At 69.8% G+C, this 25,192-nt stretch carries 17 protein-coding genes and 1 pseudogene; 6 read left to right on the top strand and 12 right to left on the bottom strand.

Annotated elements, in window-relative coordinates:
- Positions 1-19: 19 nt before the first annotated feature.
- Positions 20-3,232, bottom strand: coding sequence for a glycosyl hydrolase family 95 catalytic domain-containing protein (locus tag ACZ58V_RS22510; RefSeq protein WP_471291656.1), 3,213 nt, complete (start codon positions 3,230-3,232; stop codon positions 20-22).
- A 441-nt stretch (positions 3,233-3,673) separates the two neighbouring features.
- Here ACZ58V_RS22510 and ACZ58V_RS22505 point away from each other — a divergent pair, with 441 nt between their 5' ends.
- From ACZ58V_RS22505 to ACZ58V_RS22490, 4 genes are all read left to right on the top strand, one after another.
- Positions 3,674-4,330, top strand: a complete 657-nt coding sequence (locus ACZ58V_RS22505; protein ID WP_471291654.1) for a dynamin family protein — start codon at positions 3,674-3,676, stop codon at positions 4,328-4,330.
- A gap of 257 nt (positions 4,331-4,587) precedes the next feature.
- Positions 4,588-5,526: a TauD/TfdA dioxygenase family protein gene (locus ACZ58V_RS22500; RefSeq protein ID WP_468198318.1), complete on the top strand. Its 939-nt coding sequence runs from the start codon at positions 4,588-4,590 to the stop codon at positions 5,524-5,526.
- Between the two features lie 340 nt (positions 5,527-5,866).
- Complete coding sequence (locus ACZ58V_RS22495) at positions 5,867-7,384, top strand: catalase (protein WP_468198316.1); 1,518 nt, start codon at positions 5,867-5,869, stop codon at positions 7,382-7,384.
- A 689-nt stretch (positions 7,385-8,073) separates the two neighbouring features.
- Positions 8,074-9,096: a DNA-directed RNA polymerase subunit alpha gene (locus ACZ58V_RS22490; RefSeq protein ID WP_468198312.1), complete on the top strand. Its 1,023-nt coding sequence runs from the start codon at positions 8,074-8,076 to the stop codon at positions 9,094-9,096.
- A gap of 207 nt (positions 9,097-9,303) precedes the next feature.
- Here the strand turns inward: ACZ58V_RS22490 and ACZ58V_RS22485 are convergent, their stop codons facing one another.
- From ACZ58V_RS22485 to ACZ58V_RS22470, 4 genes and pseudogenes are all read right to left on the bottom strand, one after another.
- Positions 9,304-10,479: a phospholipase D-like domain-containing protein gene (locus ACZ58V_RS22485; RefSeq protein ID WP_471291782.1), complete on the bottom strand. Its 1,176-nt coding sequence runs from the start codon at positions 10,477-10,479 to the stop codon at positions 9,304-9,306.
- A gap of 74 nt (positions 10,480-10,553) precedes the next feature.
- A complete protein-coding gene (locus ACZ58V_RS22480) occupies positions 10,554-10,742 on the bottom strand; it encodes a hypothetical protein (protein WP_471291652.1) in 189 nt (62 codons plus the stop codon).
- Positions 10,743-10,803: 61 nt separating this feature from the next.
- Positions 10,804-11,646 carry an RNA polymerase sigma factor SigF gene (locus tag ACZ58V_RS22475; protein ID WP_471291650.1) on the bottom strand — a complete coding sequence of 281 codons (843 nt, stop codon included), beginning with the start codon at positions 11,644-11,646 and terminating at the stop codon, positions 10,804-10,806.
- 447 nt (positions 11,647-12,093) lie between these two features.
- Positions 12,094-12,378 (bottom strand): annotated as a pseudogene (locus ACZ58V_RS22470) (transposase); the annotation flags it as partial.
- A gap of 233 nt (positions 12,379-12,611) precedes the next feature.
- Between ACZ58V_RS22470 and ACZ58V_RS22465 the strand changes: the two are divergent.
- A complete protein-coding gene (locus ACZ58V_RS22465; protein ID WP_471291648.1) occupies positions 12,612-13,841 on the top strand; it encodes a metallophosphoesterase in 1,230 nt (409 codons plus the stop codon).
- Between the two features lie 728 nt (positions 13,842-14,569).
- Here the strand turns inward: ACZ58V_RS22465 and lysA are convergent.
- Positions 14,570-15,895, bottom strand: a complete 1,326-nt coding sequence (gene lysA / locus ACZ58V_RS22460) for a diaminopimelate decarboxylase (protein WP_471291646.1) — start codon at positions 15,893-15,895, stop codon at positions 14,570-14,572.
- Between the two features lie 14 nt (positions 15,896-15,909).
- A complete protein-coding gene (locus ACZ58V_RS22455) occupies positions 15,910-16,248 on the bottom strand; it encodes an SAV_915 family protein (protein ID WP_468198299.1) in 339 nt (112 codons plus the stop codon).
- Positions 16,249-16,515: 267 nt separating this feature from the next.
- Between ACZ58V_RS22455 and ACZ58V_RS22450 the strand changes: the two genes are divergently transcribed.
- A complete protein-coding gene (locus ACZ58V_RS22450) occupies positions 16,516-17,085 on the top strand; it encodes a universal stress protein (RefSeq protein ID WP_471291779.1) in 570 nt (189 codons plus the stop codon).
- A gap of 297 nt (positions 17,086-17,382) precedes the next feature.
- On the opposite strand, the gene ACZ58V_RS22445 is transcribed toward ACZ58V_RS22450, so the two are convergent.
- The 5 genes from ACZ58V_RS22445 to kdpA all read right to left on the bottom strand — a co-directional run bounded on the left by ACZ58V_RS22445 (position 17,383) and on the right by kdpA (position 25,192).
- The gene (locus tag ACZ58V_RS22445) at positions 17,383-19,926 is read right to left on the bottom strand and encodes a DUF4118 domain-containing protein (protein ID WP_471291644.1); all 2,544 of its coding nucleotides are present in this window, start codon (positions 19,924-19,926) and stop codon (positions 17,383-17,385) included.
- A gap of 2 nt (positions 19,927-19,928) precedes the next feature.
- Positions 19,929-20,612: a response regulator gene (locus ACZ58V_RS22440; RefSeq protein WP_471291642.1), complete on the bottom strand. Its 684-nt coding sequence runs from the start codon at positions 20,610-20,612 to the stop codon at positions 19,929-19,931.
- Positions 20,613-20,724: 112 nt separating this feature from the next.
- Positions 20,725-21,393: a potassium-transporting ATPase subunit C gene (locus tag ACZ58V_RS22435; protein ID WP_471291640.1), complete on the bottom strand. Its 669-nt coding sequence runs from the start codon at positions 21,391-21,393 to the stop codon at positions 20,725-20,727.
- Between the two features lie 5 nt (positions 21,394-21,398).
- A complete protein-coding gene (gene kdpB / locus ACZ58V_RS22430) occupies positions 21,399-23,531 on the bottom strand; it encodes a potassium-transporting ATPase subunit KdpB (protein WP_471291638.1) in 2,133 nt (710 codons plus the stop codon).
- Positions 23,528-25,192 carry a potassium-transporting ATPase subunit KdpA gene (gene kdpA, locus ACZ58V_RS22425; RefSeq protein ID WP_468198288.1) on the bottom strand — a complete coding sequence of 555 codons (1,665 nt, stop codon included), beginning with the start codon at positions 25,190-25,192 and terminating at the stop codon, positions 23,528-23,530. The genes kdpB and kdpA overlap by 4 nt, the downstream gene beginning before the upstream one ends.

The raw sequence follows: 25,192 nt of genomic DNA, 5'->3' as shown, positions 1-25,192 counted from the left end.
CCCTCGTCTCCTGGTGTCGTCAGGGCCTGCTCGGCTTCACCTTCTCCTCGATGCCGTTCACGCGCACGGTGACCTTCCGCTGGTTCCGCGCCCGGTCGGCGGTGATCGCGTACGACGTGACCTTCCCGTCGCGCCACTCGCAGCCGACCTCGTAGCCGCCGCGGGCACGGAGTCCGCTGAAGGAGCCCTTGGCCTTCCAGTCGTCCGGCAGGGCGGGCAGCAGGTGGATGACGCCGTCGTGGCTCTGCAGAAGCATCTCGGCGACGGCGCCCGAGATACCGAGGTTGCCGTCCATCTGGAAGGGCGGGTGGTTGCAGAACAGGTTGGGCAGCGTGTTGTAGGTCAGCAGTCCGCGCAGCATGATCCGGGCGCGATGCCCATCTCCCAGTCGGGCGAAGAGGGCCGCCCGCCAAGGCCAGGTCCACGAGCGGCGGCTGTCGCCCGACACCGTCGCGGCCGTGAACGGGACGCCTTCCTTCTCGCCGCATCGCGCCTTGAGGGAGACGAGGGCGGCGGCCGCGAACTCGGGTGTTTTCGGGGTGATTTGGCGGCCCGGGTAGACCGCGAAGAGGTGTGATGTGTGGCGGTGGATGTCGGTGGGGCTGTCGATGTCCTCCTGCCACTCCTGCAACTGGCCCCACTTGCCTATCTTGTTCGGCGCCAGGCGCGCCTGCAGGTCCGCGACCTTGGCACGGTAGGCGGGGTCCGCCTTGAGCACCTCCTCGCAGTCGAGGTAGTTCTGGAACAGGTCCCAGATGATCTGCTGGTCGTACATGACTCCGTCCTCGCGCGGCCCGTGCTCGGGGGACCAGCCGTTCGGTGCGACGAGGAGTCCGTCCTCGCGCTCCTTGAGATGGTCCTCCCAGAACTCGCAGATCTCCTTGATCATCGGGTACGCGAGGGTGCGGAGGTAACCCAGGTCCTGGGTGAACGCCCAGTGCTCGTACAGGTGTTGCGCGTACCAGGCGCTCGCGACGGTGTTCCACTCCCACGCGTTGCCGCCGAAGACGCTCTGGCTGGTGCGGGCGGTCCAGCCGCGCGTGTCCTTGCCGAAGGCGTTGCGGGTCGCCACACGGCTGGGTACCGCCACCTGCTCGATGAACCGGACGAGTGCCTCGTGGCACTCCGGCAGGTTCGTCGTCTCGGCTCCCCAGTAGTTCATCTGGACGTTGATGTTGGTGTGGTAGTCGGAGGCCCACGCCGGCTGGTTGCTGTCGTTCCACAGGCCCTGGAGGTTGGCGGGCAGGCCGTTCGGGCGTGAGGAACTGACCAGCAGGTAGCGGCCGTAGTCGAACATCGTCTGCTCGAGTGTCGGGTCCGCCCCGCCCGCCGCGTAGCGCGCCAGCCGGGCGTCGGTCGGCAGAGCGACGACGGCCGTGTCGGAGGTGCCCCAGTCGACCGAGACGCGGTTCATGAGGGCGCGCGTCTCGGCGATGTGCTGCTCGCGCAGCTTGCCGTAGGACCGGGAGGCCGCCTTGCCGAGCGCCCTGGCGATGCCCGGTTCCGGATCGGGTCCGCGCCACCCGGCGGCGGCGTCGAGCCTGTAGTCGGTGCGGGCGTCCAGGAGCAGGGTCAGGGTGGTGCAGCCGCTGAAGCGGAGCATCGATCCGTCGGCGCGGAGGTCGCCGTCGGTGTGTACGGCCTGGACGGTGCACGCGTGCTTGAGGCCGTTGCCCATGACACCGCTGAAGGCGATCCGGCGGGCGCCGGCGTCGACGGTCGTCGGCGTGTCGTCCTGTCCGGACGTCAGCGATATCGCTCCGGAGAGTCCACGGGCGCGGTCCGACGTGTAGCGGAAGACCATGACGTCCGCGGAACGGCTCGCGAAGGCCTCCCGCAGGACGCGCCGTCCCGGCGCCCCGAAGCGGGTGACGTGCAGTCCCTTGACGAAGTCGAGGGTGCGCCGGTAATCGACGACCGTCCGCTGTGCGCGCGTGTCGAAGCCCCTGCCTTCCAGCGCGATCCCCGCGATCTGGAAGCCGGTGGACGACGCGCCGGGGGTCAGGGTGAGCCGGTAGACGCGGTGGGCCGTGCTGTTGGTGATCCGGAACGTCCGGGTCTCGCCGCGGCCGGCGAAGGGCGCTCCGGGGTTCTGCGTGTCGAGGGTCGTCCAGGCGGTCCCGTCCTGCGACGCCTCGAGCCGCCATCGCCGGGGGTCGTCCTTCGGACGGTCCGGGGCCGCCGTCAGCGTGTACGAGGTGATGACGACCGCGCGGGGCAGCTCGGCCTGCCATACGACCGCTGGTGCGGGGGCGTCGACCCGCCAGACCGTGGCCGGATCGCCGTCCACTGAGCATGAGAGGTCCGTAGCCCGGGACCGGGTCCCGGCGCCGGAGCCCTTGGAGTGTCCGCTCGGCGACGACAGGTACAGCACACCGCCCGCGCCGAGGTCGACGCCGGACAGACCGATCTCGCTCACCTGAAAGTGGCTGACGCCTGCCTCGGGGACGAAGTCGAACCGGTAGAAGCGGTAGGCCGCGGGGTCGGCAGCACAGGTGAACTCCTTCGTCTGGAAGCGACTCTCGAAGGGCGCTTCCAGCGTGCGTCTGTCGAGCGTGGTCCAGGTGGCGCCGTCGGCGGAACCGGAGAACGTCCACTCCTGCGGGTCGCGCTGCGGCACGTCGTTGGCACTCGTCAGACGGTAGGACGCGACCGCGACGGGTTCGGGAAGCTCGACCTGCCACCGCACCTTCGAACCGGGGCCCTCGATGCACCACTTGGTGCCCGAGTCACCGTCGTACGTCTTGTCGACACCCTCCGAGGAAGAGCTGCTGTACGGTCCCCCCGGAGCCGTGACCTTCGGACTCGCACGGGGAGCGAAGGTGACGACGACGTCGCCGAAGTTCCGGTACGAGCCGAACCCCGTCATGCCGGTGTCGAAATCACTGTCCGGTTTGCCCGCGAGGGCGTTGTCGTAGTCGTTGACGCCGCCCCACAGGCTCTGTTCGTTGAACTGGATGCGCTCCTCGTAGGGATCGGCGAAGAGCATGGCGCCGAGCCGGCCGTTGCCGATCGGCAGGGCCTGCGACTGCCAGTCCGTGGCGGGTACGGAGTAGGTCAATGCCTCGCGAGACAGGGTCGGCCACTGGACGGCCGCCGGCGCGTCGGCCCCTGCGGCAACGGCCTGCCCCAGGGGAGTTCCGCCGGTCAACTGGGCGAGCAGAGGCGCGAAGGCGAGGCCACCGCCGGCCTTGAGAATGCTGCGTCGCTGCGGTTGGGATTCATTGATCACGGTGAGATCTCCCGGCCCATTCATCGGCTCTTTCGCGGAGGAAGTGACAGCCACATCGACACCTGTCGAGGGCGCGAACATCGTCGCCGGGGAATAGATCGGATGTCTAGGGGCGTGCACCACTGACCCACCTGGCGCGCTGTGCGCCTGGCCGGTCCGCGCCAGGGAACAAAGCCGCCGTATGCCGAATCCAAGAGATGTCAGTGGTCGTCGCGAACGACCGCGGGTGTCGCGAGGCGGAGGACGGCATGGAACGACTCGATACGGGCGCACTGGCGGCCCGGACTGCGCGCATGTTGGAGCACCTCGCCGCGGCGGCGGGCAAGCGGGCGCTGGCGGAGACCGAGTCTCGTCTGCGCGAGGCGGCACCCAGGCTCGCCGATGGCCGGATCGTCGTCGTGGTCCGCGGCGAGTTCAACCGCGGCAAGTCCGGTCTCGTGAATGCCCCTGGTGGAGCGGAAGGGCCTCCTCCCCGTCGATGTGCTGCAGACCACCAGCGTGGTCACCACGGTCGGCTGGGATCCGCAGGCGCAGGCCACGGCCCGGTTGCGCGACGCGGGCGGCGAGACCGAGGCACGGGCGATCCCTCTCGACGAGATAGCGCACTACGTGACGGAGAGCTCGAACCCGGGCAACCGGCACCGGGCCGAGCTCATCGAAGTGCTGCTGCCCCACCCGAAGCTGGCCGACGGCGTCACTCTGGTCGACACACCGGGCGTGGGGGGCGTGTTCCCCGAGCACACCGCGATGACCACGGGGTTCCTCGCCTCGGCCGACACGGTGGTGTTCGTCGCCGACATGACCTCACCGCTGACGGCGAGCGAACTGCGGTTCCTGGGGCATGCGCCGGTTCTGTCATGTCGTCACGCCTCTCATGGCTGGTGGGATCGCCGGCGGTTCACCGATGTCAGTGCGGCAATTCCTTGGACTCCGGGAGGCAGGCCGATGGTCCCGGGAACCACAAGCCGGGGCCCGGCAGCATTGACAGCGGGGAGGAGAAGATCACAGACTCCTCCCATGACCACCTCCTGGTTCGACTCGACACCGGCGCACCTCTGTTGCCCGGATCGAACCGGGTGTGAGCGCTCCGGTCGATGACCGGCTGCCGCTGAGCCCTCTGCTCGCCGCACACCCCGAGCGCGTCGGCGCCCTTCGCCGCAGACGGCACGGAGCGTCTTTCGACCCCGAGTTGCAGGACACGAACCGCCGTCTGCCGACAGCCGTCCCGGGCCATCCCGGGCCGAGGAGCCTGCGCTCACAGGCAGTCGCCCCGCCTTGTTCATATCCACGCATCCCCTGATCAGGTCCGTGTCCACGCCTTTCCTGATCGGGACAGGCCCCAAGGAGACATCTCCATGACCGCCACGGCCGCCGGACCGGCAGCCATTCTTCGCGAAGCACGCATCCCGGGCGACGGGATCTACGAGGGCACGCGCATCCTGCGCCGGCTGCCCGACGGGTGGGAGGAGCGGCCCTACGAACTGTTCGACGTGGTCCCGCAGGCCAGCACGATCGGCGCCGAGATCAGGGGCGTCGACCTCTCGCGCCCGCTCACACCCCACTTGCGCGATGAGCTGAACCGCGCCCTGCTGGAGTGGAAGGTCCTCTTCTTCCGCTCCCAGCACCTCACCAGCGACCAGCAGCGGTCCTTCGCCCGCAACTGGGGCGAGCTGGAGACCAATCCGCTGCTGGCCGCCGGTGCGAGCGAGGACGTGGTCCGGTTCGACAGGAGCGGCGCCACCACCCCGACCTTCGAGAACGTCTGGCACACCGACGTCACCTTCCGTGAGCGCCCCGCACTCGGTGCCGTGCTGCAACTGCGCGAGGTGCCGCCGTTCGGCGGCGACACGATGTGGGCGGACATGGCCGCCGCCTACGACAACCTCCCCCAGGAGGTGAAGGACCGCGTCGACGACGCCCGTGCCGTGCACGACTTCATCCCCGGCTTCGCCCGCTTCTACGCCCCCGACCGGCTCGCCCCCTTCCAGGACCTGTTCCCGCCCGTGGAGCACCCCGTCGTGCGCACGCATCCCGAGTCCGGCCGGCGCATGCTGTTCGTCAACACCTCGTTCACCACCCGCATCACGGGTCTGGACCGCGACGAGAGCGACCGGCTGCTGCGGCTGCTGTTCCAGCAGGCGCACGTCCCGGAGTACCAGGTGCGTTTCCGCTGGCAGCCCGGCGACATCGCGTTCTGGGACAACCGCGCCACCCAGCACTACGCAGTCAACGACTACGGCTCCCGGCGCCGCGTCGCGGAACGCGTCGCCATCGCCGGCGACCGTCCCCGCTGATCCGACCGCCGGGCGGGGCCCCAACCTGAAGTCGCCGGGCACGGAGGCCGGCGCCATGGCCCGTCGTACCACTCGAATTCCGCGCCGGACGGCCGGGATCCGCCTCCATCAGGCGAAGAGGTGCCCGCGAGAGAGGGCGTCTTCGGCCTCGTCAGGCAAGCCGATCGGTACCCGCACCGCATGATGGCGCCGACGTGGCTCTGGAAGATCCGCGCGTTGGTCGCGAAAGCGATGTTTGTGGCGGCCCATGAAGGTCACCTGGCCTGAACGGGACCGGCGGGCTCCGGGCGCGGGCAGCGTGCCCGGTACGCCGCTGCTCCGTACGACGAAAGGCAGACTGATGACGGAGACCCCACCTGTCACCACGACCGATTCCGGTGCCCCGGTCGAGAGCGACGAGCACTCGCTCACCGTGGGACCTGCCGGTCCGATCCTGCTGCAGGACGCCTATCTGATCGAGCAGATGGCGCAGTTCAACCGGGAGCGGATCCCCGAGCGCCAGCCGCACGCCAAGGGAAGCGGCGCTTTCGGCCACTTCGAGGTGACCCACGACGTGAGCGCCTACACGAAGGCAGCCGTGTTCCAGCCGGGGACACGCACCGACCTCGTCACCCGCTTCTCGACCGTCGCGGGTGAGCGCGGCAGCCCGGACACCTGGCGCGACCCGCGCGGCTTCGCGGTGAAGTTCTACACCAGCGAAGGCAACTACGACATGGTCGGCAACAACACGCCGGTGTTCTTCGTGAAGGACCCGATGAAGTTCCAGCACTTCATCCGCTCCCAGAAACGCCGCGCCGACAACAACCTGCGCGACCACGACATGCAGTGGGACTTCTGGACGCTCTCCCCCGAGTCCGCCCACCAGGTCACCTGGCTGATGGGCGACCGCGGCATCCCGCGGACCTGGCGCCACATGAACGGCTACACCTCCCACACCTACATGTGGATCAACGCCGCCGGCGAGCGCTTCTGGGTGAAGTACCACTTCAAGACCGACCAGGGCATCGAGTTCTTCACCCAGCACGAGGCCGACCAGATGGCGGCGGCCGACACGGACTACCACACACGCGACCTCTTCGAGCACATCCGCGACGGCGACTTCCCCAGCTGGACCCTGCACGTGCAGGTGATGCCGTACGAGGAGGCCGCGAGCTACCGCTTCAACCCCTTCGACCTCACCAAGGTGTGGCCGCACGGCGACTACCCGCTGATCCCGGTCGGCCGTATGACGCTCGACCGCAACCCGACCGACAACCACGCGGAGATCGAGCAGGCGGCCTTCCAGCCCAACAATCTTGTCCCCGGCATCGGCCCCAGCCCGGACCGCATGCTGCTGGCCCGGCTGTTCTCCTACGCGGACGCGCACCGCCACCGGATCGGCGGCAACTACCAGCAGCTCCCGGTGAACGCCCCCGTCGCGGACGTCCACACCTACTCCAAAGACGGCGCGATGGCGTACCGGAAGACCACCGACCCGGTGTACGCCCCCAACTCCAAGGGCGGTCCCGCGGCCGACACCGCACGCCACTCCCCGCCCAGTTGGGAAGCCGACGGCGCCATCACCCGTGCGGCCTACGTCAACCACCCCGAGGACGACGACTGGGGCCAGCCCCGCACCATGGTGCGCGAGGTCCTGGACGACGCCGCGCGCGACCGTCTGGTCGACAACGTCGTCGGCCATCTCCTCAACGGCGTCTCGGAACCCGTCCTCAAACGGGCCTTCGAGTACTGGTCGAACATCGACAAGACGATCGGCGACCGCATCGCCCAGGGCGTGCGCGCCAAGGCGGACGAGAAGGACCCGAAGGCCACCGAGCAGGGCAATCCCGCACGGCGTGACATGCAGGACAAGGCCTGACACATCGGGTGCCCATGGTGGGCTTCCGGCGCCGCCGACGCGGAAGCCCGCCAGCCGTGCTCGGTTCCTGCGGCGGGGCGGTGGGTGTGGCCTGGGCTTCGTCGTGCAGCACCAGGGTGGGCTTGGTGATCGCGCTGATCACGGGGCCATGCCACTGGGCGCCGATTTGGCGGCTTTGCGCCTGCGCGTCCTGGATGCCGGTGTCGGCGATCCGCTCGGCGGTCGCCCGTGCGGCCCGCTCCGAGCAGTCGAAGATGGAGGCCATCGGCCTGCTGAACGCACTCGTGACCCAGTTCGCCCGAGCCGAACTGCAAGTGCGAACCTCGCCCACGGACCGGCAAGAGGCCCAGGCCGCCCACCGGATCAAGGCCACCGCAACGGGACACCACCCGCTCGCAGCGCAGGCATTGGCCGGCCAACAGGCCTCCGACTCCGCCTCCCGGCCCCAGTCCCAGTTCACGCAGCTGCTCCACCGAGTGCTCGTCGTTCACGCAGCTGCTCCACCGAGTGCTCGTCGGCCCGACCAGCTGAACCAACGCACAGCCCGGACGCCCCCAGCACCGGCCCCCTGCGCGTCCCACCAGAGGGCGACGGGCGGTTCGGCGTTCGCGGAGACCGCTTCGCCCCGTACTCTTCGTGGTGACTACGGCGCCACATAGCGGGCGCGAAACCACTGGAGGCAACACCCCGTGCTGATTGCTCAGCGTCCATCCCTGGCCGAAGAGGTCGTCGACGAGTTCCGCTCCCGGTTCGTGATCGAGCCGCTGGAGCCGGGCTTCGGTTACACCCTCGGCAACTCTCTGCGCCGGACCCTGCTGTCCTCGATCCCGGGTGCGGCGGTCACGTCCATCCGGATCGACGGTGTCCTGCACGAGTTCACCACCGTGCCGGGCGTCAAGGAGGACGTCACCGACCTGATCCTCAACATCAAGCAGCTGGTCGTCTCCTCGGAGCACGACGAGCCGGTCGTGATGTACCTGCGCAAGCAGGGCCCTGGTCTGGTCACCGCCGCCGACATCGCGCCCCCGGCCGGTGTCGAGGTGCACAACCCCGACCTGGTCCTCGCCACGCTCAACGGCAAGGGCAAGCTGGAGATGGAGCTGACGGTCGAGCGTGGCCGTGGCTATGTCTCCGCCGTGCAGAACAAGCAGGTCGGCCAGGAGATCGGCCGGATCCCGGTCGACTCGATCTACTCGCCGGTGCTCAAGGTCACGTACAAGGTCGAGGCCACGCGTGTCGAGCAGCGCACCGACTTCGACAAGCTGATCGTCGACGTCGAGACCAAGCAGGCCATGCGTCCGCGTGACGCGATGGCGTCGGCCGGCAAGACCTTGGTCGAGCTGTTCGGTCTGGCCCGTGAGCTCAACATCGACGCCGAGGGCATCGACATGGGTCCGTCCCCGACGGACGCCGCGCTCGCCGCCGATCTGGCGCTGCCGATCGAGGAGCTGGAGCTCACCGTTCGGTCGTACAACTGCCTCAAGCGTGAGGGTGTCCACTCCGTGGGTGAGCTCATGGCTCGCTCCGAGGCGGACCTGCTCGACATCCGCAACTTCGGTGCGAAGTCGATCGACGAGGTCAAGGCGAAGCTGGCCGGCATGGGCCTGGGCCTCAAGGACAGCCCGCCCGGATTCGACCCGACCGCCGCCGCCGACGCCTTCGGCTCGAGCAACGACGCGGACGCGGGTTTCGTGGAGACCGAGCAGTACTGAACGCTGCGCTGCGGCCAGCACACTGGGCGTGGCGCGCTCGATGTCATGGCCGCACGGGCCGTGGCCCAGCACCACGACCAGCGAGCGGTCCAGCAGGCTGACCCCGTACGCCTGATTCGGGTGCAGTGAAGGCTCGGACGCTGTCAGAGTCGGGGCGTTGTCATGGCAGCAGGCCCCGACTCTGATACGACCGGCCGCCGGCCAGCGTCAAAGGTAGCGCCGAATGGGCCGCACGGCGGCTTCGCGGGCCCGTTGGAGCGCGGAGCGCTTCTTCCACTGCCCGGCCCGCATCCGTTCACTGGCAGCGAGGTCCGCCTCGAAATGAGCATCGATCGTGGCGGTGAAATCATCGTCCAGGACGGCGAGCATCACCTCCTCGTCGTGGTCGAGGGAGCGCCGGTTGAAGTTGGTCGACCCGACGAGGGATGCCGTGCGGTCCACTGTGATGACCTTGGCGTGCATCATGGTCGGCTGGTACTGGTAGATCTTGACCCCGCAGGCGAGCAGATCCTCGTAGAAGTGCTGTCCGGCCAGTTGGCAGACCCGCTTGTCGGTGTGTGGTCCGGGCAGCAGGATCTCCACCTCCACCCCGCGGCGGGCGGCGGCGCACAGCAGCTCGATGAAGTAGTCGTCCGGTGAGAAGTAGGCGGTGGCCAGCCGGAGTCGCTCCTCGGCCGACTCGACGACTACTCGGATCAGAGTCTGCATGTCCTGCCAGCCGAAGCTGGCCGAACCGCGCACCACCTGCACCACCGCGTTGCCCTGCGGGCGGTGGATGGTGAACCGGTCGTGGTCGTCGAAGAGTTCGTCGTGACATTCGGCCCAGTTCTGCGCGAACGCCGCCGCGATGCCGTCCACGGCCGGCCCGCGTACCTCGACGTGGGTGTCCCGCCACTCCTGTGGATTGCGGGCGTCGCCGCACCACTCCTCAGCGATGCCCACACCGCCGGTGAACGCCACCTGCTCGTCCACGACCAGCACCTTGCGGTGGCAGCGGTGATTCTGCTTGAGCGGCGACAGGTACAGCGGTTTGCGGAACCAGGCCACCTGCACGCCCGCCCGGCCCATCTCCGCCAGCAGATCCTTGTCGATCAGCCGGCTTCCGAAGCCGTCCAGCAGCAGCCGCACCCGGATCCCGGCTCGGGCCCGAGCCGCCAGTGCGTGCGCGAACTCGCGAGCGATGGCGCCCTTCCAGTACACGAACGTCATCATGTCCACCGTGTGCTCGGCGGAGTGGATGGCGTCGAGCATCGCCGGGAAGATCTCGTCGCCGTTGCGAAGGGCCACCAGTGCGTTGCCGTCGGTGGCCGCGATGCCGATGAGGCGCTCCAGCCGGCGCCGTATCCGCACCGCCCGCTCATCAGCGGCCCTGCCGCGGCCCATGCGATCCGCGGGCTCCACTATGTCCTGAGTGCTGGTCATCCTTGCCCCTCAGCCGTCGCCGGCCAGTTGTCCGCTCACTCGGCGTGGGTGTTGGTCACCAGTTCCGACATGGCCGGCAGGACGTCGCCCACCGTGTGTGAGGAGCTGTCGGACCAGCCGAGGGTTTCCAGATGCTCGCGCGCCCAGTCACGTGCCGCCTTGGGACCGGTACTGATCGGGATCGAGCGTGCCCAGCCCACCGCCCGTACCACCTCTTGCTCCACTGCCTGTCCTCCTCGGCCAGGATCCCGCCCCTGCCGCGCATGCGACTGATCACGCTGACGCTCAAGCGCTGGTGAGCATGCCTTCGCGCAGGCGGGCCAGAAGGCGTGAGACGAGGCGCGAGACATGCATCTGCGAGCAGCCGAGGCGTTCGCCGATCTCCTTCTGTGTGAGTTCCTCGACGAAACGCCAGTGAAGGATCCGCCGGTCGCGTTCGTCGAGCTCGGCGATCATCGGTGCCAGGGCGTGGAAGTCCTCGACCAGTTCGAGGGCGGTGTCGTCGGCGCCGATGAAGTCGGCCAGGACCGCTTCGCCGTCCTGGCCGGTGTTGATGGCCGCGTCCAGGGAGGAGGAGTTGTAGCCGTTGGAGGCCAGACGGGCCTCGCGGATCTCCTCTTCCGGCAGGCACATCAGTTCGGACAGTTCCTTGGTCGTCGGCGTGCGGCCCAGCCTGCCGCGCAGCTCCTCGGTGGCGCGGGTCAGCTGGGCACGCGCCTCCTGCAGACGCCGGGGCACGTGCACGGCCCAGGAGGTATCGCGGAAGAACCGCTTCATCTCACCGACGATGTACGGCACCGCGAAAGAGGTGAACTCGACCTCACGGGTCAGCTCGAACCGGTCGATGGCCTTGATCAGACCGATCATGCCGACCTGGACGATGTCCTCCATCTCCCCCGGACCACGGCTGCGGAACCGGCCGGCCGCGTAGCGCACGAGGGACATGTTCATCTCGATCAGCGTGTTGCGCGCGTACTGGTACTCGGGCGTCCCTTCCTCCAGCACCGCTAGCTGGTCGAAGAACAGCTTCGACAACTCCCGCGCATCCTGGGGCGCTACCTTCGACGGGTCCGCTATCTCCGGCAACCCCATGATGTGCCCAGCGACAGCGTGCACGGTCGTCGTCATGATCTGCTCTCCCAGCCGGCCGACCTCTACGAATCGTCGGCCCGGGCCGACGAAGCGCCGTCTACCCCGTTCTCCGCCGCGCACGCTCCGGGACCTTGAGAGTTCGCTTCGCGGGGTGCATTGGGCTCCTAACGCTCACGATGAGGCCGGCGTTGATCTCGTCTTGGTCGTGTCGGTGGGCATCGGTCCGATCCGTGCCGGATCGTGACCGTAGGCGCCGCATGCCCGATTCCTGGCTCTGATCGAGGTTCCTAGCCAGCCATGGAGATGGCGCATGCCGAGGCTCGGGTCTGCCCCACGCCCAGGCGCTCACGTTGTGAGCCGGCGGTAGCCGGTGAGGTCCGCGGCTATGCCGACAAAGGCGAGGAAGTGCTCGGCCCTGCGTTCGTGGCGGCGGTGGCGTCGGCGTCCAGCGAGCCGGGACACTGTCACTCAACAACCGTGGCCCCCTTGTGCTGACCGCACGCTGACCGAGTCGATGGCGCACCGCGACCAGTCCAGCTCACCGCGGCTCCGAGTTCGTCGAGGACGACCCGGTGCAGCCTGGCCCAGACCCTGGCCCGGCTCCACCGGGCGAAGCGCCGGTCGACCGTGGGCCAGGCCGGGCCGAACACCGGCGGCAGCTGTCGCCAAGCGCAGCCCGAGGTGGCCACGAAGATGATCGCTGCCAGGGTCTCGCGAGCCGGCCCGTCGTCGGCCCCCGCCCTGCGGGCGTTTCACCTCCGTTGGCGGCGTCTCAGGCCATCGTCCCGCCGGCGCACGCTCCCCTGGCGCCAGCACCAAGCCGGGCAGTAGCGCCCTGATCGCGGCTCATGCCAAGAGACCGTGTCTGCGGCGGAGACTCGCCGTCCCGCAGAGAACCCCTCGCTCCCAGGGGCCGCGCCAGCGCCCATGACGCGGTCCGGCCGTCCCGGGGGCGACCGGATACAGTGCGCGAGACGGCAGCCTGGTCAGAGAGGGGTAGCGTGCCCGACACCAGCGACACCAGCGACACCCGACCCGCGGACAGCGCAGCGCAAGCTCCGAGGCAGAGCCGACTGCAGCGCCTGATGCGCTACCTCCCCCTGATCGCCCCCGTACTTCTGTGGGCCGTGCCCTGCTGGGTGCTCCTGTACACCGGCCAGCACTGGCCGCTGCCCGTCACGCTGGTCGGCACCGCCCTGTTCGTCCTCGGCCTCGTCGGGATGCCGCTCGCGATGGTGCACGGCCACGGCCGGCGCCAGCAGGACCGGGCGGCGATCGTCGGTGACACCCTGCTGGGAACGAGCTGGGTCCTGTTCACCTGGTCCGTTCTGCTCGGCGCCTTCTTGCGGCTCGCCCTGACCATGGCCGGCGTCGGCGGGAGTCAGGACCGGGCACGAATCGTCACTTGGGCCGTCCTCGGCGTGACCGCCGTGCTGCTCGCCTGGGGGTACGCCGAGGCCCGCCGCGTGCCACGCGTGCGCCGACTCGACGTGCAACTCCCGCGACTGGGCGCCGGGTTGGACGGCACCCGCGTCGTCCTCATCACCGACACCCACTACGGCCCACTCGATCGCGCCCGCTGGTCGGCACGGGTGTGCGAGACGGTGAACACCCTGGAGGCCGACCTGGTCTGCCACACCGGCGACATCGCGGACGGCACAGCCGAACGCCGCCGCGCCCAGGCCGTCCCACTCGGAACCGTGCGGGCCACCCGGGCCCGTGTCTACGTCACCGGCAACCACGAGTACTACAGCGAGGCCCAGGGCTGGGTCGACCTGATGGACGAGCTGGGCTGGGAGCCGCTACGCAACCGCCATCTGCTGCTCGAACGCGGAGGCGACACCCTCGTGGTCGCCGGCGTCGATGACGTCACCGCCGAGTCCTCCGGCCTGGCAGGCCACCGCGCCCACCTCGCCGGAGCCCTGCACGGCGCCGACCCCGACCACCCCGTCCTGCTCCTGGCACACCAGCCCAAGTTCATCGACCGGGCAGCAGCCGCCGGCATCGACCTCCAACTCTCCGGCCACACCCACGGCGGCCAGATCTGGCCCTTCCACCACCTCGCCCGTATCGACCAGCCCGCTCTCGCCGGCCTCAGCCACCACGGCCCCCGCACCCTCCTCTACACCAGCCGCGGCACCGGCTTCTGGGGTCCGCCGTTCCGCGTCTTCGCCCCCAGCGAGATCACCCTGCTCGTGCTCCGCTCCCCGCACGTACCCACCTCGCCGTAACACTGGGCCCCAACGAGCGGTACATGGCCACGTTCCACGCAGGTCAGCGACGCGTGACGCCTGTACCACCAGTCGACGGCGACCCTTTGATCCGGCAGGCAGCAGCGTGACCTGCGCGTCCGCAAGGTCGATACCGCCGACCGGAGTCAGCATCAGTACCGCCACAGCCCGCTACGGACGGCTACGCACCGCCAAGATCGACAACTGGTCAAACGCGATCTGGCCTGCGAAGCCGGCGTTGGCAACCCAGCTCGCCCGCGGCCACGTGTCGCCGTCCGCCTGGAGGATGCCGAACAGCGCGTCGCCGAGCTGAGGTCGTTCCTCTCCTCTCTGCGCGGGGCGCGGGAACACCTCGACGCGCTCCCGGACCGTGCCGGCCGCTGCGATCCCGAGTGCGGCTTCCTGAACCCGGCGGCGCCCGGACCGGTGGACGTCGCACTCGGCCCCGGCCGTCCGGCACCCGAACAGGAGGACACGCGACGCCGATCCGCACCCGTGGCCTGCTCGCTCACCGGAGACGGCCAGGGCGAACGGTTCCGCGGAATGGCGTACGGCGCTCGAGGGAGCCGAACGCACCATGATCCCCGACGGCGCTCTACGGCTGACACTGCCCGCGGACCGGGCCGGACCCGTGGCAGCCCTCGCCGCGGCCGAGCAGACGTGCTGCCCTTCTTCGGGAAGCCGCCGGTCGTCGCGAAGGTCTCTGACGCCTGCCGTCCGTCGGACCGCTACAGGCCCACGTCCCGGCTGCGGATGTCCTCCAGGGACTCGCGGCGGACCAGGAGGCGGGCGAGTCCGTCGCGTACGGCGGTCACCGGCGGGCGGCCGACGAGGTTGTAGCCGGAGGCCATGGACAGGTGGTAGGCGCCGGCCACGGGTACGGCGAGCAGGTCGCCGGGGCGCACGTCGGCGGGGAGTTCGGCGTCGGCGGCCAGGATGTCGCCGGCCTCGCAGTGGCGGCCCACGACGGTCACCGGGGCCGGGGCCGCGGCGCTGTGGCGGCCGATCAGGCGCGGGGCGTAGCGGACGCCGTACAGGGCGGGGCGGGGGTTGTCGCTCATGCCGCCGTCCACCGCGACGAACGTCTTTTCACCCGTGTGCTTGACGGCGAGTACGCGGTACAGGGCGATGCCCGCCGGACCCACGATCGCCCGTCCCGGTTCGATGATCAGGCGGGGGACGGGGAGACCGGCCGTGGTGCAGGCTTCGGCGAGTTCCGTGCGGACTCTGCGGGCCAGGGCGGTGAGGTCGAGGGCCGGTTCGCCGGGTCGGTAGGCGATGCCGTGGCCGCCGCCGACGTCGAGTTCGGGCAGGACCAGGCCGTGCCGATCGTGCAGCCGTGCCATCAGGCCCACGATCCGCCGCACGGCCGCCAGATACGGCTTGACGCTGGTGATCTGCGATCCCAGGTGGCAGTGCAGGCCGGTGAGTTCGAGCTGCGGCTGGTCGAGTATGCGGGCGATGGCGTGCTGGGCGTAGCCGTCGGCGATGGACAGACCGAACTTCTGGTCGTCCGTGCCCGTACGGATCTTCTCGTGGCCCCCGGCGCTGATGCCGGGGACGACCCGGACCATCACCTTCTGGTGACCGCCCGGGCCCACGGCCGCGGCCAGGCGCGCGATCTCCGAGGGGCTGTCGATGACGATCCGGCCGACGCCCAGCCGCAGGGCGGTGTCCAGGTCGCGGGGTGTCTTGGCGTTGCCGTGCAACGTGATCCGCTCCGGCGGGAAGCCGGTGGTGACGGCGAGTTCCAGTTCGCCGGCCGAGCAGACGTCCAGGCCGAGGCCCTCCTCCTCGACCCAGTGCGCCATGGCCCGGCACAGGAACGCCTTGGCCGCGTACAGGACTTCGGTGTCGGGGAAGGCGTCCCGGTAGGTACGGCAGCGGTCGCGGACCTCGGCCTCGTCGAGGACGTAGACGGGGGTGCCGAAGCGGTCGGCGATCTCGGCGAGCGGTACGCCGCCGACGGTCAGGCCGCCGGGTACGGGTTCGGTGGTCGAGGCCGGCCACACCGTCAACTCGGCGGTCGTGGTGGGTTCGTGAACCGTGGTCATCGTCTTCTCCCCCTTCAGACGGTTCGCAGTACGGGCGGCTCGGACGGCACCTGGACGACCGGCACCGGGGCCGGGGCGGTGAACCGCGGGTCCACCGTGAGAGTCGTGACGCCGAGCGGGGCGGTCAGTGCGCGCAGGGCGGGCTCGGCGAGGCGGATCCACGGCTGGTCGGGGCCGAGGGCGCCGGTCAGTCGACGCTCGGAGGTGAAGCCGACGGCCGTACGGTCGCCGAGCGGGGTGCGGAAGAGCCGGGCCGCACAGCCGGAGGGGCCCGGCCGGACCGGGACGTACAGGGGTCCGGCCGGGGACGGATCGGAGGGCTCGGGGTCGTCGTCGTAGAGGAGTTCCGCCATGAAGTGCCTCCTGGAAGGCGCTGGTCGGGTGGTCTGGAGCACCCCGGACGCGGGGAGGCGGACCGGGGCTTGCGATCGACGTTATGCCCGGGGTACCCGGGGGTCGGATGGGTCCTGACGGGACGCTGACGATCAGCCGGACGACTTTGACGGGACGCTGACGCACCGGGGTGAGGGCCCGGAACGGGTCGTCAGAGGTGTGTCAGGGAATGGCGCGGGGGCTGTGCGAAAGCCTCGGCGCGGAGGTGTGATGGGGCCGTGGAAGCGATGTCCGAGTCCGGTCCGTCCTCAGCCGCCGCCCGTGTGGTCGTGGGGGTGAGTGGCTCTCCCGGGAGCCTCGTCGCGCTGCGCCTCGCGGCCGTCGAAGCCCGGCGCCGCAGTGCCGTGCTCTGGCCGGTGCCGGCCTGGGAACCGCCCGGTGGGGAGCTCTCCGCCCGTCGGTCCGCGGCAGCGGCCGTCCTGGTCGAGGACTGGGAGCGGATGGCGCGGGAGCGGCTGCTCGACGCCCTGCGGTACGTGTTCGGCGAGGACGGCGCCGGGCTCCCCCTGCCCGCCGTGATCGCACGCGGTACGCCGAGCCGGGCGCTGGTCGCCACAGCCGACCAGGAGGACGACCTCCTCGTGCTCGGTGCCGGACGGCGCGGCCTGGCGCACCGCGCGCTGTGGCCGTCGGTCGGCCGCTACTGCCTCAGCCACGCCGGCTGTCCTGTCCTCGTGCTGCCGCCGTCTCCGCTACAGCCCGCGCTGGCCGCCGCACACCGGCGCAACGCGTGGCGGCTGCGGCTGGACACGGGGCGGATGGAAAGGGAGTTCGCACGGGTGCCACCCGACGCCTGACGGCATACGACGCCGCGCCGCCGTTCAGCACGAGGGCCCGCACCGGACACACCGGCCACCCCAAGCCTGCCGACGTGACCACACTCGGGCCGCCACGACGGCACACCCAGGACCCGCCGCCCAGCCGAAGGCGGCTTCAGCCAGGACTCAGCCACTGCCAGGACGCCACCAGACGCACAGCACGGCCGTGACCGGCGGTCTCCGGTGCCGCGAGCGTGCCGCCCGGCGCCTGGGCCAAGGCAGGGTGTGCCCGCGGGCGGGACATGGGCACACCCGAGAACTCGGTCTCCCCCACCCTCAGGACGTGGCCGCCGCCGACACATCCGGCTGCTCGGGTCGGCGCTGTGGTGCCGTGCGTACGGACAGGACCATGGTGAGGCCGCCGCCCGGGGTGTCCTCGGCGTGGATCGTGCCGGCCATCGCCTCGGTGAAGCCCCGGGCGACCGCGAGGCCGAGGCCGACGCCGGCGCCGCGCGGGGAGTCGCCGTAGCGCTGGAAGGGTTCGAAGATGCGGTCCTTGGCCTCGTCGGGGACGCCCGGACCGCGGTCGACCACGCGCACCTCGACGCGGTCGGCGAGGGCGCTCGCGGACACCAGGACCGTCTCGCCCGGCGGGCTGTACTTGACGGCGTTCTCGACGACGTTGGCGACGGCCCGTTCCAGCAGCCCCCGGTCGACGGCGACCATGGGCAGGGTCTCGGGGATGTCGAGGTCGACGCTGTCCTCGGGGACGCCGCCGAGCGCCATCGGGATGACCTCGTCGAGGTCGGTCTCGCGGATGATCGGGGTGACGGTGCCGGTCTGGAGGCGGGACATGTCGAGGAGGTTGCCGACGAGGTTGTCGAGGCGGTCGGCGCCCTCCTCGATGGACTCCAGCAGTTCCGCCTGGTCCTCCTGCGACCACTCGACGTCGTCCGAACGCAGGGACGTGACCGCGGCCTTGATGCCGGCCAGCGGGGTGCGCAGGTCATGCGACACGGCGGCCAGGAGCGCCGTCCGGATGCGGTTGCCCTCGGCGAGTGCGCGGGCCTGGTCGGCCTCCTCCTGGAGGCGCCGCCGGTCCAGGACCACGACGGCCTGTGCGGCGAAGGCCGCGAGGACCCGGCGGTCCTCGGCCGGCAGCACCCGTCCCGTCAGCGCGAGCGCCATGTGGTCGCCGACCGGTACGTCGACGTCCGCGTCGTCGGGAACCGCGCAGGGACGCGAGCCCACGCTCCCGGCACAGGTCCAGGGCAGCACCTCGCTCTCGCGTTCCAGCAGCGCCACGGATTCCATGCCGAAGGTCTCGCGGACCCGTTCGAGCAGTTCCTCCAGGCTGGTCTCGCCGCGCAGCACGTTCCCGGCCAGGAAGGAGAGGATCTCCGACTCGGCGCGCAGCCGCGCCGCCTGGTGGGTGCGGCGGGCCGCGAGGTCCACCACCGAGGCCACCGACACGGCGACCCCGACGAAGATCGCGATGGCGACGATGTTCTTCGGATCGGCGATGGTGAAGGTGTGGATCGGCGGGGTGAAGTACCAGTTCAGCAGCAGGGAACCGGCCACCGCCGAGGCCAGGGCGGGGAAGAGCCCGCCGAGGAGGGCGGCCGCGACCGTCAGCGTCAGGTACAGCAGCATGTCGTTGGCGAGCCCGACGTCAAGGGCCACGCTGCTCAGCAGCCAGGTCAGCAGCACGGGGCCGCCGAGGCCGACCAGCCAGCCCCAGATCACGCGGGAACGGCCCAAACGCGCGCCCCGGTTGGCCGGGAGTCCGCGCCCCTTGCCGGCCTCGTCGTGGGTGATGAGGTGCACGTCGAGGTCGGGCCCGGACTCCCGGGCGACCGTCGCGCCGACGCCGGGGCCGAAGACGTACTGCCAGCCCTTGCGGCGGGAGACGCCGAGCACGATCTGGGTGGCGTTGACCCCGCGCGAGAAGTCGAGCAGCGCGACCGGGATGTCCTCGCCGACGACGTGGTGGAAGGTGCCGCCGAGGTCCTCGACCAGCGTGCGCTGGACGGCCAGTTCCTTCGGGGAGGCGGCGGTGAGGCCGTCGCTGCGGGAGATGTAGACGGCCAGCACCTCGCCGCCGGCGCCCTTCTCCGCGAGTCGGGCGGCCCGACGTATCAGCGTCCGTCCTTCCGGACCGCCGGTCAGGCCGACGACGATCCGCTCGCGCGAGCCCCAGATGGTGGAGACCTGGTGTTCGCTGCGGTACTCGGTCAGATAGGCGTCCACCCGGTCGGCCACCCACAGCAGGGCCAGTTCGCGCAGGGCGGTGAGGTTTCCGGGCCGGAAGTAGTTGGAGAGGGCCGCGTCGACCTTGTCCGGCTTGTAGATGTTGCCGTGCGCCATCCGCCGCCGCAGCGCCGGCGGGGACATGTCGACGAGCTCGATCTGGTCGGCGCGGCGTACGACCTCGTCGGGGACCGTCTCGCGCTGCCGTACCCCGGTGATCGACTCGACCACGTCACCCAGGGACTCCAGGTGCTGGATGTTGACCGTGGAGATGACGTCGATGCCGGCGGCCAGCAGTTCCTCCACGTCCTGCCAGCGCTTGGTGTTGCGGGAGCCGGGGACGTTGGTGTGGGCGAGTTCGTCGACGAGCGCCACGCCGGGGCGGCGTGCGAGGACCGCGTCCACGTCCATCTCCGTGAACACCGAACCGCGGTACTCGATCTCCTGGCGCGCGATCTCCTCCAGGCCGTGGAGCATCACCTCGGTCCGCGGCCGGCGGTGGTGCTCCACGAAGGCGACCACGCAGTCGGTGCCGCGTTCCACCCGGCGGTGTGCCTCGGACAGCATCGCGTAGGTCTTGCCGACGCCGGGTGCCGCGCCGAGGTAGATCCGGAGCTTGCCGCGTGCCATGGTCATCCTTCGTAGCGGTAGCCCATGCCGGGCTCGGTGATGAGGTACCGGGGGTGGGCGGGGTCCGCTTCCAGTTTGCGCCGCAGCTGGGCCATGTAGACCCGCAGGTAGTTGGTCTTGTTGCCCTGGGTGACGCCCCAGACCTCCTGGAGCAGGTGCTTCTGCGTGATCAGCCGTCCCGGGTTGGTGATCAGGATCTCCAGCAGGTGCCACTCGGTGGGCGTGAGGCGTACGTCTCGGCTGTCCTTGCGTACCTTCCTGGCCAGCAGGTCGATGCTGAAGTCCGCCGTCTCGACCAGCGTCGTCCCGGTGGCGAGCGGCACGTCCTCGGTGCGTCGTACGGCGGCCCGCAGCCGGGCGAGGAGCTCGTCCATGCTGAACGGCTTGGTCACGTAGTCGTCGGCGCCCGCGTCGAGCGCGGCGACCTTCTCCTCGGACGCCTGCCGGGCGGACAGCACCAGGATCGGCACCCGGGTCCAGCCGCGCAGGCCCTTGATGACCTCGACGCCGTCCATGTCGGGCAGGCCCAGGTCGAGCATCACGACATCGGGTTGCCGGGCGGCCGCGAGCCGCAGCGCGGTGGCACCGTCGGGGGCCGCGTCGACCCCGTACCGGCGTGCCTGGAGATTGATGATGAGGGCCCGTACGAGCTGCGGGTCGTCCTCCACCACCAGCACCCGTGTCATCGGCGTGCGCCTTCCTGTCGTACGTCGTGGGGACGTACCCGTTTCATGACTGCGGGAGTCGGCGCACCCGGTCGTCCGGGCCGCCGACTCCCCTGTGGGTCGTGTAACGCCATCAGCTCTTGGCCACGAGTGCCTTGAGCGCGATGTTGAGCTCCAGGACGTTCACCCGAGGCTCCCCGATGAAGCCGAGGGTGCGGCCCGTGGTGTGCTCGTCGACCAGCTTCCGCACCTGGGCCGCGGTAAGGCCGTTCTTCTCGGCGATCCGGTGGACTTGGAGGTCGGCGTAGGCCGGGGAGATGTCCGGGTCCAGGCCGGAGCCGGAGGACGTCACCGCGTCGGCGGGGACCTCGGACGCCTTGACCTTGTAGTCGGCGGTCGAGTTGTCCTTGACGACGGCGGCCTTGGCGGCTTTCACCCACGCGATCAGGTCGGCGTTGTCACCGGAACGGTTGGTGGCACCGGACAGGATCAGCGAGTACTGCGTGTTGACGCTGTTGGTGCCGAGGCCGTTCTGCGGGCGGCCCTGGAACCACTTCAGGTCGGGCGACGCGGTCTCCTCGCCCTTCCTCAGCGGCAGGTTGTACGACTGCCCGATGAGCGAGGAGCCGACAACCTTGCCGTCCGACTTGATCTCGGAGCCGTTCGCCTTGTCGTTGAACAGGGCCTGCGCGATGCCGGTGACGACCAGTGGGTAGATAACGCCGGTCACCAGGGTCAGCACGAGCAGCGCCCGCAGACCCGCGCCCATCAACCGGGCAGTGTTCGCAACGGAGTTGTTCATGGCCTTCAGCCGATCCCGGGGATGAGGGAGATGAGCATGTCGATGAGCTTGATGCCGATGAAGGGCGCGATCAGGCCGCCGATGCCGTAGATCGTGAGGTTGCGCCGGAGCATCTTGTCCGCGCTCACCGGCCGGTACTGCACGCCCTTCAGCGACAGCGGCACCAGCGCGATGATGATCAGCGCGTTGAAGATGACCGCGGACAGGATCGCGGAGTCCGGCGAGGACAGACCCATGATGTTGAGCTTGTCCAGGCCCGGGTAGACCGCCGCGAACAGCGCCGGGATGATCGCGAAGTACTTCGCGACGTCGTTGGCGATGGAGAACGTCGTCAGCGCACCCCGGGTGATCAGCAGCTGCTTGCCGATCTCGACGATCTCGATGAGCTTGGTGGGGTTGGAGTCCAGGTCCACCATGTTCCCGGCCTCCTTGGCGGCCGAGGTACCGGTGTTCATGGCCACACCCACGTCCGCCTGGGCCAGCGCGGGCGCGTCGTTGGTGCCGTCACCGGTCATCGCGACAAGCTTGCCGCCGGCCTGCTCCCGCTTGATGAGGGCCATCTTGTCCTCGGGGGTGGCCTCCGCGAGGAAGTCGTCGACGCCCGCCTCTTCGGCGATCGCCTTGGCGGTCAGCGGGTTGTCACCCGTGATCATGACGGTCTTGATGCCCATGCGGCGCAGCTCGTCGAACCGCTCCCGCATGCCCTCCTTGACGACGTCCTTGAGGTGGATGACGCCCAGCACCCGGGCGCCTTCCGTGTCTTCAACGGCCACCAGCAGCGGGGTACCGCCCGCCTCGGAGATGCGGTTGGAGAGAGTGTCGGCGTCGTCGGAGACCGTGCCGCCCTGCTCCTTGACCCAGGTGATGACCGAACCGGCCGCGCCCTTGCGGATCTTGCGTCCGTCCACGTCCACGCCCGACATCCGGGTCTGGGCGGTGAAGGCGATCCACTCGGCACCGGCCAACTCGCCCTGCTGCCGCTCGCGCAGGCCGTACTTCTCCTTCGCCAGTACGACGATGGAGCGGCCCTCGGGCGTCTCGTCGGCCAGGGAGGAGAGCTGGGCGGCGTCGGCGACCTTCGCCTCCGTCACCCCGCTCACCGGCACGAACTCGGCGGCCTGGCGGTTGCCGAGGGTGATGGTGCCGGTCTTGTCGAGCAGCAGCGTGGAGACGTCGCCGGCGGCCTCGACTGCCCTTCCGGACATGGCCAGTACGTTGCGCTGAACCAGGCGGTCCATACCCGCGATGCCGATCGCGGAGAGCAGGGCGCCGATGGTGGTCGGGATGAGGCAGACGAGCAGCGCCACCAGGACGACCATCGTCAGGTGGGTGCCCGCGTAGTCCGCGAACGGGGGCAGGGTCGCCACCGCGAGCAGGAAGACGATCGTCAGCGAGGCGAGCAGGATGTTCAGCGCGATCTCGTTCGGCGTCTTCTGCCGGGCCGCGCCCTCGACAAGGTTGATCATCCGGTCGATGAAGGTCTCGCCGGGCTTCGTCGTGATCTTGATGACGATGCGGTCGGACAGCACCTTCGTACCGCCGGTGACGGCTGAGCGGTCACCGCCGGACTCCCGGATGACCGGGGCCGACTCACCCGTGATCGCCGACTCGTCGACCGACGCGACGCCCTCGACGACGTCACCGTCGCCCGGGATGATGTCGCCGGCCTCGCACACGACCAGGTCACCGATGGTCAGCGCGGTGCCGGGCACCTGCTCCTCCCGCTCCCCGACGAGCCGCCGCGCCACCGTGTCCGTCTTGGCCTTGCGCAGGGTGTCCGCCTGCGCCTTGCCGCGGCCCTCGGCGACCGCCTCCGCCAGGTTCGCGAAGACCACGGTCAGCCACAGCCAGGCGCTGATCGTCCAGCCGAACCAGTCGCCCGGCTCCTTGAAGGAGAAGACGGTGGTCAGCAGCGAGCCGATCCACACCACGAACATCACGGGCGACTTGACCATCACCCGCGGATCGAGCTTGCGGAAGGCGTCCGGCAGCGACTTCAGCAGCTGCTTGGGGTCGAAGAGGCCCGCGCCGACACGGCCCTCGGGGGACTTGTGCCCGGTGGGTGCGTCGCTGTGCGGCGCCCGGGTCGGGGTGGCTGTGGACATGGAGTCCTCTGACTTCTCTATACGGGTGGTCATGACGCCAGCCCCTCGGCCAGCGGACCCAGCGCCAGGGCCGGGAAGTACGTCAGACCGGTGATGATCAGGACCGCGCCCACCAACAGGCCGGTGAACAGCGGTTTCTCGGTGCGCAGGGTGCCCGCGGTCGCCGGCACCGGCTTCTGCTCGGCGAGCGAACCGGCCAGCGCCAGGACGAACACCATCGGCAGGAACCGGCCCAGCGCCATGGCCAGACCCAACGTGGTGTTGAACCACTGCGTGTCGGCGTTCAGACCGGCGAAGGCCGAACCGTTGTTGTTCGCGGCCGAGGAGTAGGCGTAGAGGATCTCGGAGAAGCCGTGGGCCCCCGAGTTCGTCATCGAGTTGCCCGGGGTGGGCAGCGCCATCGCCGCCGCGGTGAAGATGAGCACCAGCGCCGGGGTGATGAGGATGTAGCAGGCCGCGAACTTGATCTCGCGGGTGCCGATCTTCTTGCCCAGGTACTCGGGCGTACGGCCGACCATGAGCCCGGCGATGAACACCGCGATGATCGCCATGATCAGCATGCCGTAGAGGCCGGATCCGGTACCGCCGGGCGCGATCTCGCCGAGCTGCATGCCCAGCATGGTGATGCCGCCGCCGAGACCGGTGAAGGACGAGTGGAAGGAGTCCACCGCGCCGGTCGAGGTCAGGGTGGTCGACACCGCGAAGATCGACGAGGCGCCGACCCCGATACGGGTCTCCTTGCCCTCCATCGCCCCGCCCGCGATCTGGAACGCCGGGCCGTGGTGGGCGAACTCGGTCCACATCATGAGCGCGATGAAGCCGACCCAGATGGTGCCCATGGCCGCGAGGATCGCGTAACCCTGCTTGATCGAGCCGACCATGATGCCGAAGGTGCGGGTCAGCGCGAACGGGATCACCAGGAGCAGGAAGATCTCGAAGAGGTTCGTGAACGGCGTCGGGTTCTCGAACGGGTGGGCGCTGTTGGCGTTGAAGTAGCCGCCGCCGTTGGTGCCGATCTCCTTGATGGCCTCCTGCGAGGCGACCGCGCCGCCGTTCCACTGCTGCTGCCCGCCCATGAACTGGCCGACCTCGTGGATGCCGGAGAAGTTCTGGATGGCACCGCACGCCACCAGGACGATCGCGGCGACCACGGACAGCGGCACCAGGATGCGGACCACGCCACGTACCAAGTCGGACCAGAAGTTGCCGAGCTCACCGGTCCGCGAGCGGGCGAAGCCGCGCACCAGCGCCACCGCGACGGCGATGCCGACGGCCGCGGAGACGAAGTTCTGGACGGCCAGACCGGCGGTCTGCACGACGTGTCCCATGGCCTGCTCGCCGTAGTACGACTGCCAGTTGGTGTTCGTCACGAACGACACGGCCGTGTTGAACGCCTGGTCCGGGTCGATCGCGGAGAAGCCCAGCGAGCCGGGCAGCACCCCCTGCAGGCGCTGGAGCAGATAGAGGAACAGGACGCCCACGGCCGAGAAGGCGAGCACTCCGCGCAGGTACGCGGGCCAGCGCATCTCGGTGTCCGGGTTGGCACCGATGCCCTTGTAGATCCACTTCTCGACACGCCAGTGCTTGTCGGAGGAGTAGACCTTGGCCATGTAGTTGCCGAGGGGGATGTAGGCGAGCGCCAGTGCGCCTATGAGGGCGAGCAGCTGGAGGACGCCGGCGAGTACGGGACCCAT

This window comes from Streptomyces sp. NPDC040589, assembly GCF_055594445.1.
This window is presented reverse-complemented; position numbering and strand designations above follow the sequence as displayed.